This is a genomic window from Novosphingobium sp. (genome assembly GCF_025351285.1).
Taxonomy (GTDB): domain Bacteria; phylum Pseudomonadota; class Alphaproteobacteria; order Sphingomonadales; family Sphingomonadaceae; genus Novosphingobium.
The window spans coordinates 1-17,591 of record NZ_JANXWG010000134.1 but is presented as its reverse complement, the minus strand read 5'-3'; the positions used below and the strand labels follow the sequence as shown (position 1 = coordinate 17,591).

Annotated in this window: 19 protein-coding genes; 13 read left to right on the top strand and 6 right to left on the bottom strand. The window is 66.4% G+C overall.

Annotation, left to right across the window (positions count from 1 at the left end):
* Window positions 1-17: 17 nt before the first annotated feature.
* From lhgO to Q0R16_RS16165, 5 genes are all read left to right on the top strand, one after another.
* A complete protein-coding gene (lhgO, locus tag Q0R16_RS16185; RefSeq protein WP_295638431.1) occupies window positions 18-1,328 on the top strand; it encodes an L-2-hydroxyglutarate oxidase in 1,311 nt (436 codons plus the stop codon).
* Window positions 1,329-1,339: 11 nt separating this feature from the next.
* Entirely contained in the window at window positions 1,340-2,530 is a 1,191-nt protein-coding gene (locus Q0R16_RS16180) for an aminoacetone oxidase family FAD-binding enzyme (protein ID WP_295638571.1), read from the top strand.
* A 79-nt stretch (window positions 2,531-2,609) separates the two neighbouring features.
* Window positions 2,610-2,969, top strand: a complete 360-nt coding sequence (locus tag Q0R16_RS16175; RefSeq protein WP_295638429.1) for an STAS domain-containing protein — start codon at window positions 2,610-2,612, stop codon at window positions 2,967-2,969.
* A gap of 35 nt (window positions 2,970-3,004) precedes the next feature.
* A complete protein-coding gene (locus tag Q0R16_RS16170) occupies window positions 3,005-3,973 on the top strand; it encodes an MBL fold metallo-hydrolase (protein WP_295638426.1) in 969 nt (322 codons plus the stop codon).
* Window positions 3,942-6,041, top strand: coding sequence for a CHASE2 domain-containing protein (locus tag Q0R16_RS16165; RefSeq protein WP_295638423.1), 2,100 nt, complete (start codon window positions 3,942-3,944; stop codon window positions 6,039-6,041). Before Q0R16_RS16170 ends, Q0R16_RS16165 begins: the two co-directional genes overlap by 32 nt.
* Window position 6,042: 1 nt before the next feature.
* Here Q0R16_RS16165 and Q0R16_RS16160 read toward each other — a convergent pair whose 3' ends face one another.
* Together Q0R16_RS16160 and Q0R16_RS16155 are read right to left on the bottom strand one after the other, a co-directional pair.
* Window positions 6,043-6,618: an OmpA family protein gene (locus Q0R16_RS16160; protein ID WP_295638420.1), complete on the bottom strand. Its 576-nt coding sequence runs from the start codon at window positions 6,616-6,618 to the stop codon at window positions 6,043-6,045.
* Complete coding sequence (locus Q0R16_RS16155; protein ID WP_295638418.1) at window positions 6,615-7,010, bottom strand: FecR domain-containing protein; 396 nt, start codon at window positions 7,008-7,010, stop codon at window positions 6,615-6,617. The genes Q0R16_RS16160 and Q0R16_RS16155 overlap by 4 nt, the downstream gene beginning before the upstream one ends.
* Before the next feature lie 86 nt (window positions 7,011-7,096).
* Between Q0R16_RS16155 and Q0R16_RS16150 the strand changes: the two genes are divergently transcribed.
* Entirely contained in the window at window positions 7,097-7,540 is a 444-nt protein-coding gene (locus Q0R16_RS16150; RefSeq protein WP_295638417.1) for an ATP-binding protein, read from the top strand.
* A gap of 13 nt (window positions 7,541-7,553) precedes the next feature.
* On the opposite strand, the gene Q0R16_RS16145 is transcribed toward Q0R16_RS16150, so the two are convergent.
* The 3 genes from Q0R16_RS16145 to Q0R16_RS16135 are packed head-to-tail and all read right to left on the bottom strand — an operon-like array spanning window position 7,554 to window position 10,654.
* A complete protein-coding gene (locus Q0R16_RS16145) occupies window positions 7,554-8,813 on the bottom strand; it encodes an MBL fold metallo-hydrolase (protein ID WP_295638415.1) in 1,260 nt (419 codons plus the stop codon).
* The gene (locus tag Q0R16_RS16140) at window positions 8,810-9,823 is read right to left on the bottom strand and encodes a zinc-binding dehydrogenase (RefSeq protein WP_295638413.1); all 1,014 of its coding nucleotides are present in this window, start codon (window positions 9,821-9,823) and stop codon (window positions 8,810-8,812) included. The genes Q0R16_RS16145 and Q0R16_RS16140 overlap by 4 nt, the downstream gene beginning before the upstream one ends.
* Window positions 9,824-9,835: 12 nt before the next feature.
* Entirely contained in the window at window positions 9,836-10,654 is an 819-nt protein-coding gene (locus Q0R16_RS16135) for an SDR family oxidoreductase (protein WP_295638411.1), read from the bottom strand.
* A gap of 132 nt (window positions 10,655-10,786) precedes the next feature.
* On the opposite strand from Q0R16_RS16135, the gene Q0R16_RS16130 reads away from it, so the two are divergent.
* Together Q0R16_RS16130 and Q0R16_RS16125 are read left to right on the top strand one after the other, a co-directional pair.
* Window positions 10,787-11,257: a VOC family protein gene (locus Q0R16_RS16130; RefSeq protein WP_295638410.1), complete on the top strand. Its 471-nt coding sequence runs from the start codon at window positions 10,787-10,789 to the stop codon at window positions 11,255-11,257.
* 1 nt (window position 11,258) lies between these two features.
* Window positions 11,259-12,062: an SDR family NAD(P)-dependent oxidoreductase gene (locus Q0R16_RS16125; protein WP_295638408.1), complete on the top strand. Its 804-nt coding sequence runs from the start codon at window positions 11,259-11,261 to the stop codon at window positions 12,060-12,062.
* 9 nt (window positions 12,063-12,071) lie between these two features.
* Here the strand turns inward: Q0R16_RS16125 and Q0R16_RS16120 are convergent, their stop codons facing one another.
* On the bottom strand, window positions 12,072-12,863 hold the full coding sequence (locus Q0R16_RS16120) for an EF-hand domain-containing protein (protein WP_295638406.1): 792 nt from the start codon (window positions 12,861-12,863) through the stop codon (window positions 12,072-12,074).
* Between the two features lie 349 nt (window positions 12,864-13,212).
* On the opposite strand from Q0R16_RS16120, the gene Q0R16_RS16115 reads away from it, so the two are divergent.
* The 5 genes from Q0R16_RS16115 to Q0R16_RS16095 all read left to right on the top strand — a co-directional run.
* Window positions 13,213-13,938 (top strand): TetR/AcrR family transcriptional regulator, encoded by a 726-nt coding sequence (locus tag Q0R16_RS16115; RefSeq protein ID WP_295638404.1) that lies wholly within the window; start codon window positions 13,213-13,215, stop codon window positions 13,936-13,938.
* A 50-nt stretch (window positions 13,939-13,988) separates the two neighbouring features.
* Complete coding sequence (locus Q0R16_RS16110) at window positions 13,989-14,972, top strand: MDR family oxidoreductase (protein WP_295638402.1); 984 nt, start codon at window positions 13,989-13,991, stop codon at window positions 14,970-14,972.
* 14 nt (window positions 14,973-14,986) lie between these two features.
* Window positions 14,987-16,672, top strand: coding sequence for an AMP-binding protein (locus Q0R16_RS16105; RefSeq protein WP_295638400.1), 1,686 nt, complete (start codon window positions 14,987-14,989; stop codon window positions 16,670-16,672).
* On the top strand, window positions 16,669-17,073 hold the full coding sequence (locus Q0R16_RS16100) for a nuclear transport factor 2 family protein (RefSeq protein WP_295638389.1): 405 nt from the start codon (window positions 16,669-16,671) through the stop codon (window positions 17,071-17,073). The genes Q0R16_RS16105 and Q0R16_RS16100 overlap by 4 nt, the downstream gene beginning before the upstream one ends.
* An 18-nt stretch (window positions 17,074-17,091) precedes the next feature.
* Window positions 17,092-17,591 (top strand): SDR family NAD(P)-dependent oxidoreductase (locus Q0R16_RS16095; protein ID WP_295638386.1); only part of this gene is annotated, 500 nt, incomplete at its 3' end.

The window sequence follows — 17,591 nt, the reverse complement described above, 5'->3', positions numbered from 1 at the left end:
CCGCAGACTCCTGTTCCGTGCAGATTACCAAATCGCGCAAACCAGCGCAATTCGTTTGGGCGCCCGGCCCCTCGATTGCCGGCGCGATTGCCGAGCCGGGCTCAGCGCCCTATCGCCCGGCCGCAATGGACGATTTCTGCATCATCGGCGGCGGCATTGTCGGGCTGGCGAGCGCGCTGGCGCTGCTCGAACGGCGGCCCGGCGCGGAACTGGTGCTGCTCGAAAAGGAATCGGGCGTGGCGCGGCACCAGACCGGGCACAACAGCGGCGTGATCCATTCGGGCATCTACTACACCCCGGGCAGCCTGAAGGCGCAATTGTGCAAGGCCGGCGCGGCGGCGACGGTAGCCTTCGCGCGCGAGCACGGCGTGGCGCACGAGATCTGCGGCAAGCTGATCGTGGCAAGCGACGCGCTGGAACTGGCGCGGCTGGCCGATCTGCAAGCGCGCGCGGAGATCAACGGGATCGTCTGCGAAGCGATCGACGCGGCCGAACTGGCGCGCCGCGAGCCGATGATCGCGGGGCTGGGTGCGCTGTGGATTCCCTCGACCGGGATCGTCGATTATCCGGCGCTGTGCCTTGCGATGGCGGCGCGGATCATCGCGCTGGGCGGGCGGATCGAAACCCGCGCTGCCGTTACCAAGATTCGCGAGGAGCCGGATGGCGTCACCGTCAGCGTCGGTGAACGATCATGGCGGGCGCGGCAGCTTGTCGCCTGCGCAGGGCTCCAGGCCGATCGCGTGGCGCGGCTGGGCGGGATCGACACCGACTTCCGCATCGTGCCCTTTCGCGGCGAGTATTATCGCCTGCCGCCCGAAAAATCCCAGATTGCCAAGGCATTGATCTATCCGGTGCCCGATCCGGCGCTGCCGTTCCTGGGCGTTCACCTTACCCGCACGGTCGATGGCGGGATGACAGTGGGGCCGAATGCGGTGCTGGGGCTGGCGCGCGAAGGGTATGAAAAGGGCGCGATCGACAAGGCCGACGCCGCAGATATCCTTGCCTTTCCCGGCTTCTGGAGGCTGGCGCGGACGCAATGGCGATCGGGGCTGTCGGAACTGCGCGGATCGCTAAGCCGGCGTGCCTATCTGGCCAGGTGCCGCAAATATTACCCTTCGCTCGAACTTGCCGATTTGCGCCCCGAACCTGCCGGCATCCGCGCGCAAGCGGTGCTGAATGACGGGACACTGGTGCACGATTTCCTGATCCGTGAAACCGCGCGCAGCGTCCACGTCTGCAACGCGCCATCACCGGCTGCCACCTCGGCCTTGCCGATTGGTGCGATGATTGCCGACAATGTGCTGGCGCAACTGGCCAACATCAATTGAGTGATGATGCAATGACCGAAACCTTCGATGCGATCGTGCTGGGCGCAGGCGCTGCCGGGTTGATGTGTGCGCTGACTGCCGGGCAGCGCGGGCGGCGCGTGCTGGTGATCGATCACGCCGACGCGCCGGGCAAGAAGATCCTGATTTCGGGCGGTGGGCGCTGCAATTTTACCAATGTGCACACCGCGCCCGACCGGTTCCTTTCGGCCAACCCGCACTTCGCCCGCAGCGCGCTCAGCCGCTATAGCCCGCAGAACTTCCTCGACCTGGTCGAACGTCACGGCATTGCCTGGCATGAAAAGACGCTCGGGCAATTGTTCTGCAACGGTTCGGCACGGCAGATCGTGGCGATGCTGCTGGAGGAATGCGCAGCCGCGCAAGCCAGCGGGGGGCACGTCGAGGTCGCCTGCGGCGCAACGATCGGTGCGGTCGATCATGCCGATGGCTTGTACCGGGTCGGCTTCGGCGCGCGCGTAGCCAGCGCGCCGGCGCTGGTCATCGCCACCGGCGGGCCGTCGATTCCCAAGATGGGCGCCACCGGGTTTGCCTATGAACTGGCGCGCAAGTTCGGGCTCAAGGTGGTGCAGCCGCGCCCGGCACTGGTGCCGCTGACGTTGAGCGGCGAGGATGCGCTGTTCGCCAGCCTGTCGGGGGTTGCCGCCGAAGTGATGGCGCGTGCGGGCGGCGCGGCGTTCCGCGAGGCAGCCTTGTTTACGCACCGGGGGCTGTCCGGCCCGGCGATCCTGCAAGTCTCGTCGTTCTGGCGCCACGGCGAAGCGGTGGGGATCGACTTTGTGCCCACCGCTTCTGCGGGCTGGCTGGTTGCGGCCAAGCGCACAACGCCGCGCACGACGCTGCGCAGGGCGCTTGGCCAGGTCCTGCCCGATCGCTTGTCGCAAGTGCTGGGCGAGCAACTGGCGCTGGCGGGCGATCTCGGCAACTTGCCCGATCGCGCGCTGGCCGCCGCAGAGGCGCGACTGGCCGACTGGCAGTTCCTGCCCAACGGCACCGAGGGCTATGCCAAGGCCGAAGTCACCGCCGGCGGAATCGCTACCGATGGCCTCTCGCAAAAGACCATGGCGGCGCAGCATGTGCCAGGGCTCTACGCGATCGGCGAGGCGGTCGACGTCACCGGCTGGCTGGGCGGCTACAACTTCCAGTGGGCCTGGGCGAGTGGGGCGGCAGCCGGAAATGCGGTTTAGGTGCGAGTAAACCCATTTCGGGTCAGCAACCCGCATCTCGGCGCTTTTCAACCGCGCGATGCTCGCCTAACCTGCATTCATGGGAACGAGCATTCTGGTCTGGAGCGTGGTGTCGCATGACGGTGCCGCGCGCGTGGTCAAGCCCGCGGGCAAGATCGATGAATCCACCGCAACCCCGTTCGGCGAGCGGCTGGCCGAGGAGATCGAGGCGGCCGCGACCGATGGTCTGGCCAAGGTGGTCGTCGATCTTTCGCATATCGAATATATGTCGTCGCGGGGCTTGCGCGGGCTGACGCTGGGGCAGCGCAAGGCGAGCGAGCACAAGGTTGCGATCGTGCTGGCCCAACCCAACGAGATCATGCGCGAAATCCTGGCGATCAGCCGCTATGACAAGGTGTTCAAGGTCTTCGACAGCGTCGCGGAGGCGGTTGCGGGCTGATTGCGCGGCGGGACGGATATTTGGGGGAAACGGCGATGAAGGTGCGGTTCTGGGGCACTCGCGGATCGCTGGCGGTGGCGCAGAAGGCGGCGTCGATCGGTGACAAGATTGCGGCTGCACTCGTTGCGGCCCGCGGTCGTACTTTCGCGGATGTGGCCGAAGCGCGCGCCTTCGCCGAAAGCGAACTCGATTTTGCGACTTTCGGCACTTATGGCGGCGCAACCAGTTGCGTCGAAGTCGAAGCTGGGGGAGAGGGCGACGCGTTCATCGTCTGCGACCTGGGATCGGGCCTGCGCGAATTCGGGCTCGATGCGATGGGCCGCTGCGCGAGGGGGCATGCGCGCGTTTATCACGTGTTCCTGTCGCACTTGCACTGGGACCACATCTGCGGCTTCCCGTTCTTCGTGCCGGTGTTCGATCCCGCTGCCGAAGTGGTGATCCATTCGGGCCACCCCGACGCCGAAACCGCGCTGCGCCGCCAGCAGGAAGAAATCTCGTTCCCGGTGGCGTTCGACTGGTTGCGCGCGAACATCAGCTTCCGGACGCTCGAAGTGGGCACGCGCTACCCGATCGGTGCGGTGACGGTCGAAATGATCGAACAGCACCATTCGCACTTGTCATATGGCTACAAGTTCACCGACGCAGCCGGCAAATCGGTGGTCTACAGCACCGACAGTGAACACAAGATCGACAAGATGGACGCCGAAACCGCCTTTGTCGGGTTCTTCGGCGGTTGCGACCTGGTCATCTGCGATACGATGTATTCGCTCGCCGACAGCATCTCGATGAAGGAAGACTGGGGCCATTCGAGCAATGTCGTCGCGATCGACTTGTGCCACGAAGCCGAAGCCAAGCGACTGGCGCTGTTCCACCACGAACCGACTTACAGCGACGCTGATCTCCAGCGGATGCATCAGGAAAGCATCCGTTACGAGGAACTGACGCGAGAGACCGCGCCGCTGGAGGTGCTCTGTGCCTACGACGGCCTCGTCGTCGACGTCTGAGCCATCGCCCGCGCTGAGCCGCCGGCCTTTGACCGGTGCGCTGGGCGCGGTGGCGGTGGGTGCGGTGCTGGCCTTGTTGCTGTCGCTGCTGGCAGGGCCGTGGGCGCGGCAGATGCTGTTCGATGCATGGCAGCGCACCTTGCCGCGCGCGATCGGCAACGACGTGACGGTGGTGATGATCGACGATCCCGCGGTGCGCGAAGTCGGCCCCTGGCCCTGGCCGCGCAGCCGGCTGGCGCAACTGGTGCTTTCAATCGCGCAGCACAAGCCCAAGGCGATTGCCTTCGACGTGCTGTTTACCGAGCCGGACCGCTTCAACCCCGATGGGATCCAGCACGCCTATCCCGATATCGATCCAGCGATCAAGGCCGGGATCGGCCGGCTTCCAACGCTCGATTCACAATTCGCCGGAGTGATCGGGCAGGCGCCTGTGCTGCTGGCGCGGTCGGGCATTTCGGCGCAGGCGTTCGGGGTGAAGGGCGCCGCAGCCGCGCAGTTGCTGGTCGATCCGGAGATGGCGGGCAAGCCGCCGGTGCGCGCATTTGCCTGGCCGCGTGCAGTCACCAATATCCCTGAACTCGACGACGTGGCGCTGGCGCACGCGTTTCTCAACGCCGAGCCCGATGCCGACGGAGTGTTCCGCCGCGTGCCGATCGCGATGATGATCGGCGATCGCGCGATGCCCGGAATGGCCGCCGAACTCGCCCGGATGAAGGCCGGGGCCGAACGGATCGCCTGGAAAGGCATGGTCGCGACGATCGGCCCGATCACGCTGCGCAGCGATGAAACCGGCACTCTGCCGCTGCGTTTCGGCAAGTTTCCCGAAACCCACATCGTATCGGCCGCCGCAGCGATGGCGCCTGACTCACCTGCGGCGGAATTTGCCGACAAAGTGGTGATCATCGGGCTGGGCACCGAAGGATCGGTCGATCTGGTCAAGACCCCGCTCGAGCGCACCTTCGGGGTGACGGTGCAGGCGCAGGCGGTCGATGCGATGCTTCATCACGGCTGGCTCGAACGGCCGCTGTGGATCGAACTGGCGGAATGGGCACTGGCGCTGGTGCTGGTGCTGCTGGTGATCGTGGCCGGGCAGCGGCGGCGCTGGGCGTCGGCAGTGGCGGCGGGTGGCGGCCTGCTGCTGATGCCATTGTCGTGGGCGGTGTTTACCGGGCCGGGGTTGCTGTTCGATCCCCTGCGCCCGATCGTGATCGGGTTCGGCGCGGCGCTGGCAGCGGGCGTGCGCTCGTTCCTGGCGGCGCGGGCCGAACGGACCCGGCTGGCGAACGAACTGGTCGCGCGGCAGATGGCCAACGCGGTGCAGGAAGGCGAACTCCAGGCGGCGCGCGGCATCCAGCTCGGCATGGTGCCGACCAGCGACCTGATGGCACATCTCGATCCCGCGATCGACGCGGCGGCGATGCTCGAACCCGCGCGCTCGGTCGGCGGCGATTTCTTCGATGCGTTCCGGGTCGATGCCACCCGGCTGTTGTTCATCATCGCCGACGTGACCGGCAAGGGCGTGCCCGCGGCGCTTTTCATGGCGGTGTCCAAGACGCTGGCGAAAAGCGTGCTGGTGCGCGAACAGGGCGGCCTGGCTCACGCAGTCGAGACGCTCAACGCCGAATTGCTGCGCGAATCCGACGATTCGATGGGCGTGACGATGCTGGTGGTGCTGGTCGATTGCAGCAGTGGCGAACTGGTCATGGTCAACGCCGGCCACGAAAACCCGGTGTTGTTGCGGACCGACGGCGCGGTCGAAGTGGTGCCGATGGACGGTGGGCCGCCGTTCTGCGTGATGGATTTCCCCTATCCCGAAGAACGGCGGACGCTGGCGCCGGGCGAAACGCTGGTGCTGATCACCGACGGGGTGAGCGAGGCGCAGGACGAACACGGCACGCTGTTCGGCATCGAAGGCGCGCTCGACTGGCTCAAGCAGGCCGACCAGAGCGATCCCGCCACGCTGGTTTCGGGCATGATGCGCGCGGTGCGGGCGTTCGAGGAACCCGCCGAGCCGGCCGATGACCTGACCGTGATGGCGATTCGGTATAACGGGCCGCAAGCGGGTTGAGTTAGCGCACGATCACTTCGATGCGGCGGTTCTTTTTGTCGTCATTGGGATCGAGCAGTTCGCGCTTGCCGCGCCCGACCGCACTTACCTGGTCGGTCGGGAAGCCCTTGGAAATCAGTTCCTGGCGAAAATTTTCGGCGCGTTTGAGCGATAGCCCGTCGTTGTCGAAACTGGGTCCGCCGGATGCGTCGGTATGTCCGGTCACCTGGACTTCGGCACCGGGGCGCAACGCCATCTCGTCGCGGATATAGTCGATCGTCCTGCGATTTTCTGCCGTGTCCTCCGGCAGATCTGCGCCCAGGGCGAATGTGAGCGTGAAGGTCTTGTAAGGCAACGGCAGCCCGGCCATCAACTGGTTGTATTCGGGCTTTGCCGTGATGTTGCGTTTAACGCCGTTACCGCCCTTGAGCACTTCGTTCGCCTCATTCAGCACCGCCCCGTCGCTGCCGTCCTTGTTGAGCTTGACCAGCGCGCCAACCGGATGCCCGGCCTCGCCCGGCAAGAGCAGCGTGGTCTGCGAAGCACACCCGGCGAGCAGTCCCGAAGCCGCCAGCGAGAGCGCCAGCGCGCGGATCACTTGACGTCCACCACGAAGCGCGTGCCGCGCACGCCCAGGATCGTGGTGGGGGTGTGGACCTGCATCGCGTCCTTGGCCGACTTGGCGATCTTGCCCGACACCACGCCGAGCGAGCCCTTGTTGACCCGCGCCACGAACTGCCCGGTCTGCTGGGTGCGATCGTACTTGTACGTTGCCAGCACGATCTTGCTGTTGGGGCCGACCGCGATCCGGGTGTCATCGGTGAAGGCGATGCCCATGCGGCCGTCCTTGCCGGTGACGAGCTGGTCGGTGGCTTCGAGCTTGAAGCCCGGTGCGGCAGCGATGGTCTGCTTGCCGCGCACGATCTGCGCCGTGCCGACGTTGCTCTTGATCCGGCCGATTTCGGCCAGGGCGGGGGTGGTGGCAAGCATGCCGAAGGTTCCGGCAAGCAGCGCTGCGGTGATCAGATGTCGCAAAGTCGTTCCCCCATTACACGCAACTGTGGCATACCACCGCCATGGGTTCGGGCACAACCATTTCGCTCTGCCACCGGGCGGGGGACAACCTTTCGCGCAGCCTTCGGCCGGCGCTGGTCGAAGTGCACGAATTTGCCGGCCGCATCGCGCTCGATGCGGCGATGACGCGGCGACTGGTGATCGTGGTCGAGGAATTGCTGGTCAACCTGCTGGAACACAGCGGAGAATCGGCCGGCGGCGGCCAATTGAGCGCAAGCTTGCGGCTGGACGAGACCGCCAGAGGCCTTGTGCTGAGGCTTGAGGACGATGGCGTGCCATTCGATCCGCGCGGCGCCGGGGCGGTCGATATGCCCAACCAGGATCGTGGCGGCGGGGTGGGCCTGGCGCTGGTCAAGGCTTTCGCGCAGATCGAAAGCTATACCACGAAAAGTGGGCTGAACCGTCTGACATTGCGCATGAACCCACGCCGCGATCCGGCCGAATGAACCGGAACGTGCCCTAGCCGGCCGCGATTGCTTCCTGCGCTGCTTTCACCGCAGCAATCTCTGCGCGCAGCCACATCGTTTCGGACAAGTTGCTGCCTCCGCTTGCCGAAAGCAACGCGTCGAGCGCAGCAAGTTTGGCGTGGAGCGCTGCGCTATGCAATCCATCTGCCGCGAGCGCGATGGCCGCAAGGTGCAGGGCTTCAAGCGGGCGGCCCGCAGCGATGTGCGCGGCAGCGCGATCGGCCAGCAGCATGGGTCCGCCGGTCAATTGGGCCAGTTCGGCATCGATCGCGCTGCGGGGTGAGCCGAACAATTCGGTGGTGCCGTCTTCATAACGGAACCAGCCCGCGTATTCCTCCCAGATCGTGCGGACAGCCCAACTGACCTTGCCGTGAAACTCGCCGATCTTCAGACGATCGGGCAGTGCGATCGTGCGCATCAATTCCTGCATCGATGTACCGGCATTCATGCCGTCGAGCGTGAAATCACGCACGTAGCTCACCGCGCCATGCATCCGTTCGAGATCGGCGCGGATGCGGTCGGCGCCGGTGATCGGTTCCCCATGCCCGGTGATCAGGATTTCCGCGCCAAGCGCGCGCACTTTTTCGAGCGATGCCAGATAGCGGCGCACCGATCGCGGCTTGTCCCCGCGCAAGGTGCACAGGAACGGCATCGACGCGAACACCGGGCCGAACAGGTTGCCGGTGAACACGATGCGCTCATCGGGCAACCACAGGCACAAGCCGTCGGTGGTTTCGCCCTCGGGCGTGTGGATCGCGACGAACCGGCGGCCGCCCTGCTCGAACGCCAGTTCGCGGTCGACAAGCACGTCGGGCGTGACTTCCGGTGGGGCCTTCGGATTGGCGCCGCGCTTCATCGTTGCGCCCCACAGCTTGCCGCTGCGTGGCCCGAAGAAGGGCTGGAGCCGTTTCATGTCGGCCCAGTTCTCGACGAAGCCCGGGCCGCCGATCACTTGCGTTTCGGGCTCGCGGAATTCGGGAACGCCGCCGAAATGATCGGCGTGGCTCTGCGTCAGCACGATTCGCCGCAGCGGCCCGGTGCGGTGCGGCGCCAGCAGCGCGACGTTGCGATCGGCGTTGTCCATGAAGCCGGTGTTGACCAGCAGATCGCCGTCCGAAGTGGTTACAAGATAGGCGTTCGAAATGTCGCACGCCATGAAGATGAACGGCGTGATCGCGAGTGCTTCGGTTTGCGCGTCGCCTTGCCGGACAAGGCTTGCCAGCGCCGGGCCGGTGGACTTCTGCCCGCTCATGCGTCCGCCCCGTCGAAGGCGATCATCACTTTGGCGCTTTCGGGCGTGGCCGCAATCTTCAAGCCTTCAAGCACTTGCGCGAACGGCAAGCGGTGGCTGATCAGCGCCGCGATCTTGTCCTGCAACCGCGGCATCGCGGCGATAACGTCGGGAAATTCGTCGGGATAGCCAACCGCGGTGGTGATGGTCATCTCGGTGGTGAGCATCGGGCCTGCGGGCAGTTCGATCGGCTTCATGTAGGCGGCGGTGATGACATGGCGCGCGTGGCGCTTGGCCATGGAAACCACTTGCGCCAGGATCATCGGGGCGCCGGCGGCGTCGATGTAAGCGTCGGTGCCCGACTTTTCCTTGCCGAAGCACATTTCGGTGCCGTGGATCGCCTTGATCGCGGCAGCCACATCGGTGGTGCCGGGGTTGATCGCATGGGCGCCCAGGGCACGCGCCCGTTCCAGCCGTTCCTCGGCCAGGTCGAGCGCGATAACGTCCTTGCAGCCGCGATCGATCGCCCACATCACCATGCCGAGGCCAATCGGCCCGCAGCCGAAGATCACGATCCGCTCGCCGGCTTTGGCTTGCGCCCGGTTGACGCCGTGCAAGGCCACTGCAAGCGGTTCGCACATCGCCGCAACTTCGTAGGAAATGCCCGGTGGGATCGGCAGCAGGCTGTCACCCAGCCTTGCCTCGCGCACCAGCAGTTCTTCGGTGAACGCGCCTTCGGGCCCGCCGCTTCCGATGTAGCTGGGGGTGTTCATCGGGTTGATGATGACCGCATCGCCCACGTTCACGCCCGCCACTTCGGCACCCACCAGCATCACTTCGCCCGCACCTTCATGGCCGAGCGCGGTCAGCGTGCCCGGTGTCGGGATGCCGCCGTTCTTGATGTACGAAAGGTCGCTGCCGCAGATGCCGCAGGCCTTCATCCGCACGACCACGTCCTTCGGGCCGGGTTCGGGGCGCTGGTAGGGATCGAGCCTGACATCGCCGACGTCGTGAATGTTGAGCAATTGCATCGTCTGGATTCCTTAAGGGCGAACCATATATCCGCCGTCGATTGTGATCGTCTCGCCGGTGATGAACGAGCTTGCGTCCGAGCACAGAAACGCGCCGATCCCCTCGAAATCCGAGACCTGGCCCACGCGCTTGAGCGGCACTTGCGGGCCGAAATGCCCGGAAATCGCCGCCTCGTTGGTCTCGCCACCCATCATCGGCGTCATGATCAGGCCCGGCGCGACCACGTTGGCGCGGATCGCGTGCGGCCCGAATTCAACCGCCATGCAGCGGATGATCGCCGCCACGCCCGCCTTCGATGCGGCGTAGTTCTGTTTGCCCGGCAAGCCCTGGAACAGCGAGAGGCTGCCGCAAGCAACCAGACTGCCCCCCGGCTCTCCGGCTTCAGAACGCGCGACCATGTGCCGCGCCGCCTCGCGCAGCGTGATGAACGCGCCGTGGAGCGCGACATTGAGGAACTTGTGCCATTCCGCGGTCGGCATATCGAACACCGAATTGAACCCCGGCGCCGCGCCCGAATTGGCGAACACGCAATCGATCCGGCCGAAATCGCCGATGAACTGGTCGTAGCCGGCCAGGATCGCGTCCTCGCTCGACACGTCGACCACGTAAGTCTCGACCCGTGCCGCGCCCGCTGCCAGCAGGTCGGCCTTGGCGGCGGCGTTCTTCTCGGCATTGCGCGCCCAGATCGCCAGACTTCCACCTTGTTTGGCAATACCGCGCGCAAAGCCGAGGCCGATCCCGCCATTGCCCCCCGTGACCAGCGTGACTTTGCCGGTGCAGTCGAACAGCGTGTTGCCCATGGTCTCTCCCGAATTTCCATCTACCGCCACTATGGCCGCGCGCCTTCGCCGAAGCCAGCGGCCCGCCAATCGCGCGAGCGATGGTTCACGCCGCACCGCTACCGCCCGCCCGCCAGACGCTTATGCAAGGCGGGCGGCGATACCTGCCACAAGGGCCGAGCCATGATCATCACCGGACGCCATTTCCAGAACGCCTATGTCACCCGCGATATCGGCGCCGCGGTGGCGCAGTTCCAAAGCCAGGCCGATGTGCGCAAGGCGATCGAGACCGAAGTCACGGTCAAGCTGTGGACGCCGCAGGGCGAGGGCGAGGGGCGGCAGAAGCTGGCGTTCCTGTGGGTCGAGGACATGCAGTACGAACTGATCCAGCCAGTCTCGGGCGATGTGCTGGCGCTGTATCGCGACGCATTGCCGGAAGGTAACGAATTGAAATTTCATCACGTTTGCAACCGGGTGGACGATTGGACCGCCTTCGAGGCAGGGCTGATAGATTCGCCGTACCCGGTGGTGCTGCGCGGGGGTTCGCCGGGGCTGCTCGAATTCTGCTACCTCGATACGCGGTCGTGGCTGGGGCACTATCTCGAATACGTGTGGATGGGGCCCGAACGCTGGGCCGGCATGGGAGGGCGCTGAGATGGCTGGCTTGAAAGACCGCTACGGCCCGTGGGCAGTGGTTGCGGGCGCGTCCGAGGGCACGGGCCTGGCCATCGCGCGGCACCTGGCAAGCGAGGGCATCCATTGCGTGCTGGTGGCGCGCCGGGCCGGGCCGCTCGAAGCGTTGGCGGCGGACTTGCGCGCCGAATTCGGGATCGAAACCGTGGTCGCGCCGGTCGATTTGTCGCTAGACGAAGCTTGCGAGCAGGTTGCAACGGCGGTGGGCGCGCGCGAAATCGGGCTTTACGTCAGCAACGCCGGCGCCGACCCGACCGGAGCGCACTTCCTCGATGCGCCGATCGACGATTGGGTCGGCCAGATCCAGCGGGGGGTGATCACCACCATGCGATCGTGCCACCGTTACGGCACGGCCATGCGAGCGCGCGGACGCGGCGGATTGCTGCTGATCGGTTCGGGCGGCTGCTATGGCGGCGGCGCTTACATGAGCGTCTATTCGGGGCTGAAGGCGTTCGGGCTCAACTTTGCCGAGGGGCTGTGGGCCGAACTTTCGCCGCACGGCGTGGATGTGTTGTTCATGGCGCTGTCGACCACCGATACGCCGGCGCTGCGCAAGCTGCTGGCCGCCAAAGGTGTGCCGCTCGTCGAGGGCCTCGCCGATCCCGCCGACGTCGCCGCGCATGCCTTCGCACGGCTGCCGCACGGCCCGATCACCAATTGGGGCCAGGCGGACGACGAGCCGGGCATGTCGCCCGTCTCGGCCGCCGCGCGGCGCCAACGCGTACTGGCGATCGGCGAAAGCACCAGGCGGATTTTCGGAAGCTGATCGTCACGCTCAATCGCGGATTTCACCGCGCCTTTGCTTGAACGCCTTGCGCCGCGATTGCGCGGGGGTTTCGGGCAGGTCGCTCAGCATCAGGTAGCCATGGTGCTGCGTATCCAGCGCGCCGAAGCGCACCCCCGCCGCATCGAGCACGTCCTGCCGGCCGATCCGCGCGCGGAAATCGGTGTCCATTGCCGAGACTGGTTCGGGCAGGCCGAGCAGGTCGAACCGCCCGGCGCCTTGCGGGCGGTTGGCGTAGCTGCCCACGGGCCGCGCCGCCGATCCGGAGCTTTCGCCGCCCCCGCCACCGTCTTCGCCGCCACGTCCTCCACCGCCCCCACCACCGCCCCCGCCACCGCCGCGCCCTCCACCACCGCCACGATGCCTGCCGCGCCCTCCGCCGCCAGTGCCGCGATGCTCGCCCGCGCCGGGCCCGCCGCCGCCGAAGTCTCCGGCGTGCACTTCGGGCGCGATCGTGGTTTCGTAGTGGTCGATTTCTTCAGCATCGATCACGCCGTCGTGGTTGACGTCGAGCGAGGCGCAGAAGCGCACGAAGTCGGCGGTGAATTCGGCTTCGGTCAGGCGGCCGTCGTGGTTGGCATCGGCGCGCGCGAACCACTCGGCGACGGGGTAGGGCGCGTCCTGATCCGCGCGGAATGGCTCGCCAGAGGGCGCGATGAACACTTGGCTGCGAACGACACGATGCGGCGGCTGCTCCTCGATCGCGTGCATCGACGCGGCCGGCGGTGCAGAGGGCATGGTCGCCGGAAGCTGCGCGGCTGCGGCAAGAATAGCGATGATCATGGGGCCTCCGAGGGTCGGATCGGAGGTCATCGCTATCCCAACATCGCGGGCGCCACCATCGCTGCCGGGCTCCGCCATACAATTGGCGACACAATGTGACGGTGGCTTGCTGCGGCTTACGGCGGCTTACGGCGCTGTCGCGCTGAACGCCCGTGCAGGCGCAAGTTCGCGGCCCAAATCAATCGCTGGGGCGGTTTGCACCGGCGGGGGCGGGGGCACGGCGCGGTGCTGAGCCGATGGCGATTGACAGCGGCGGCACGGCCAGCACATTGCAAGATCGCCGCTCTGCGGCAGTGGGAACAAAGCGCGCGGTGTCCGTGGCATCGCCCAGCAGGGGTATTCGGCGGGCATGCCCGGCACCAACAACGCAACAAATCTGCCACTTGCGGCGGCCGATCCTGCGCCCAAACGGCGGGTTCGCAACACCACCGCGACGCGCGCGGCGATCCTCGAAGCAGCACGCACGTTGCTGGCCAAGGACGGTCCCGACGGGGTGAGCCTGTCCGAAGTGGCCAAGCTTGCGGGTGTCAACCGCGGCACCGCCTACCAGCACTTTGCGACGCGCGAAGCCGTCCTCGAAGCAGCGGTCGCCGAAGTTTCGGACGAAATGTTCCGCGCGGTGTTCGGCGATCCCGCAACGATCGGGGAACGCGATGTCGGGCAGGTCGACATGGTTGCTTTGACCGAGCGGCTGGCGGTGTTCGCGATGGAAAACCAGGAAGTTTGCCGGGTGTGGCTGCAAACCGTGCTGGCTTCGCCCGAACCCTCGCGCGATCGGTTCTGGAACGAATTCGAAGGCTCGATCGCGCGCTTTGCCGCGACCGATCTGGCCGAACCTGGGATCGATAGCGAAGTGTGGTCGGTGATCGTGCTGGCGGGCAATTTCCTGTGGCCGATGTGGGCGCGTGCGCATTCGCACGGCGATGTCGATCGCGGCGCGCTGGCGCATCGTTTCGCGCGCGAAATGCTGCGGCTGTCGATGCACGGCACCGTGCGCGTTGAAAAATACCCCGGGATCGCTGCGTTGCTCGAAGGCGAGGCGGCGCCCAGCCCGATGTTGTTGCGCGCTGTTTAGGCACGCCGAGTTTTCCATTCTGTTTCAGATACAAGACGAAGGATTTTGCGATGTTTTCTGCGATCGTGATCGACAAGAATGATGCCGGGCAATCGGTGAGCGTGCAACAACTCGATGAAAGCGCGCTGCCCGAAGGCGATGTATTGATCGACGTTGCCTACTCGACGCTGAACTACAAGGATGGCCTCGCGATCACCGGGTCTTCGCCGGTGGTGCGCAAATTCCCGATGGTTCCGGGGATCGACCTTGCGGGCACAGTGCGCGAATCGAACAGCGCCGAATGGAAGGCCGGCGACAAGGTCGTGCTCAACGGCTGGGGCGTGGGCGAGGGCCACTGGGGCGGGCTGGCGCGAGTGGCGCGGCTCAAGGGCGAATGGCTGGTGCCGCTGCCGAGCGCATTCACAGCGCGCCAGGCAATGGCGATCGGCACCGCCGGCTACACCGCCGCGCTGTGCGTTGATGCGCTGGTGAACGCCGGCGTGACGCCCGATCAGGGCGAAGTGCTGGTGACCGGCGCGACCGGTGGCGTGGGTTCGGTTGCCGTGGCGCTTCTAAAGGCGGCGGGCTTCACCGTCGTCGCGGCGACGGGCAAGGCGTCCGAGGGCGATTATCTGGCCAAGCTGGGCGCGGATTCGGTGATCGATCGCGCCACTTTGTCCGAAAAGGGCAAGGCCTTGCAGAAGGAGCGCTGGGCCGGCGTGGTCGACGCGGTGGGCAGTTTCACGTTGGCCAATGCTTGCGCGCAGACGCGTTATGGCGGCGCGGTTGCGGCTTGCGGCCTGGCACAGGGTGCGGATTTCCCGGCTACGGTGATGCCGTTCATCCTGCGCGGGGTGCGGCTGCTCGGCGTGGACAGCGTGATGGCGCCGCGTTCGCTGCGCACCAAGGCTTACGAGCGGCTGGCGCGTGACCTCGATGCCGCCTCGCTCGAAGCGATTGCTACCGAGATCGCACTGGCCGATGCGCCGGCGGCGGCGGCGGACCTGATCGCGGGCAAGATCCGCGGGCGCGTGGTGGTCGACGTCAACCGCTGATCGGGCGGCGGACCATGCAGCCATCGATCATCAGGGGTGCGCCGCTGGCCGAGGAGCCGGGGCTGGGCGCGCTCACGCTCGGCGGCTGGCTGGAGGAGGTGACCACCCGCTTCGGCCCGCGCGAGGCGATGGTGCTGCACGAGGCGGCGGGCACCATCCGCTGGACTTACGCCGATCTGTGGGCGCAATCGCAGGCGGTGGCGCGTGCGCTGGTGGCTTGCGGAGTCGGCCACGGCACCCGCGTGGGCGTGCTGATGACCAACCGGCCCGAATTCCTGAGCGCGGTGTTCGGCACGGCCGTGGCGGGCGGGGTGGCGACCACCTTCAGCACGTTCTCGACCGAGGCCGAGCTTGGCCAGTTGCTGGCGATGAGCGGGGTTTCGGTGCTGCTGGTCGAACGGCGGGTGGTGAAGAAGGATTTCTGCGCGATGCTGGCCGCGCTCGAGCCGGCGCTGGTTACTTCGGCTCCGGGTGCAGTCGTGTCGGGCAAGTATCCGTTCCTGCGCCATATCGCGGCGGTCGGCGAACCGCTTGGTGCGATCGAGGGCTGGGACGCCTTCCTGGCGCGCGGCGATGGTGTCGATCCGGCGCTGATCGCTGCGCGGGCGGCCTCGGTCCATCCGTCCGATGCGGGGGTGCTGTTCTTTTCGTCGGGCACCACCGCCAAGCCCAAGGGCATCCTGTCGGCGCACCGCGCGGTGGCGTTGCAATTGTGGCGGTGGAAGCGGTTCTACGGCACGGGTGATGATGCGCGGACATGGTCGTCGAACGGGTTCTTCTGGTCGGGCAACTTCGGCATGGCAATCGGTGGCACGATGAGCGCGGGCGGCAGCCTGATCCTGCAAGCCTTTTTCGATCCCGAGGCCGCGCTGGCGCTGATGGAGGCCGAACGCGCCACGATGGCGATCGCCTGGCCGCACCAGTGGGCGCAACTGGCCGCCGCGCCGAATTTTGCGAGCGCGGATCTGTCGACGCTGCACTACGTCGGGCCCGAAACCGCGCTTGGCCAGCATCCTACGGTCAGGACCGCCTGGCAGAACCCGATGGCCGCTTATGGCAACACCGAGACTTTCACGATCAGCGCGATCTTTCCGTCGGGCACCGATCCTGAACTGATCGGTACCAGCCACGGCACGCCGCAGCCGGGGATGACCTTCAAGGTGGTCGATCCCTTGACCGGCGTGGTCGTGCCTATGGGCGAGAAGGGCGAAATCGCGGTCAAGGGGCCGACGCTGATGCTGGGCTATCTCGGCATTCCGCTCGACGAGACGCTCGATGACGAGGGCTTCTTTCGCACCGGGGACGGGGGGTGGGTGGATCACGCAGCTGACGGCACCCCGAGGCTGTTCTGGCAGGGGCGGCTCAACGACATCATCAAGACCGGCGGCGCAAATGTCTCGCCTCTGGAAATCGACGCCACGCTGCGCGAATGTCCCGGGGTGAGGCTGACGCAGACCGTCGGCGTGCCGCACGATACGCTCGGCGAACTGGTGGTGGCCTGCGTGGTGCCCCACGCGGGTGCGGTGCTGACCGAGGACGGCGTGCGCGGCTTCGCCAGGCAGACGCTGGCGAGCTACAAAGTACCACGCCGCGTGCTGTTCTTTGCCGAGCAGGATCTGGCCACGACGGGCACCGCCAAGATCAAGACCGCCGATTTGCGCGCGCTGGTGGGCAAGCGGCTCGCGGCCGAGGTGGCGTGACCGACACCGAGGCGATCGCCGCTATCAAGGCGCGCTACTGCATGGCGGTGGACTTGTGCGCCACCGATCCCGAGGGCGCGCGCGGGGCCATGGCGCCGCTGTTCACGGCCGATGCCACTGCCGACTATGGCGCCGGTCCGGTCACCGGCGCAGATGCGATTGCCGGCTTTCTCGCGACCAACATCGCCGCCAATTCGGCGTGGATGCTGCACATGCTGCATACCCCGCTGATCGCGGTCGATGGCGATGCTGCAACGGGCGACTGGACCGTCATGGTCCACTGCAAGCGGCGCGAAAGCCAGGACATCGACACGATCGTCGGGCGCTATTCGGACACCTTCCGCCGCGGCGCCAATGGCGCGTGGCGGATCGCGCACGTTCGCTTCATCCGCAACAACTGACACGACAGGAAACAAGCGATGGCCACTGGCATCACGGGCAAGACAGTGCTGATCACTGGCTCGGCGGGCGGGCTCGGGCGGGCGTTCGCGCTCGCGTTCGCGCGCGAGGGGGCCAGCCACCTGATCCTCGTCGATGTCAACGAGGCCGGGCTTGCCGAAAGCAAGGCGCTGATCGAGGCCGAAGGCGCGGCAGCGTCCACTTACAAAGTCGACTTGTCGGTCGAAGCCGAAATCGTGGCGCTGGGTGAAGCCGTCGTGGCAGCGCACCCGCAGCTCGACGTGCTGATCAACAACGCCGGGCTGCACATGGGCGAGATCGCGCGCGGCTTTGCCGGGATGGGGCTGGCCAAGTGGCAACATTTCTTCGCGATCAACACCTTTGCGCCGCTGCTGCTGGCCGAAGCGGTGCGGCCCTCGCTGGCGGCGGCCAAGGGCCTGATCATCAACCAGTCGTCGATGGCCAGCTTCAATCCCGCGACCGCGTACGGGATCACCAAGGCCGCGCTCAACCTGTTCAC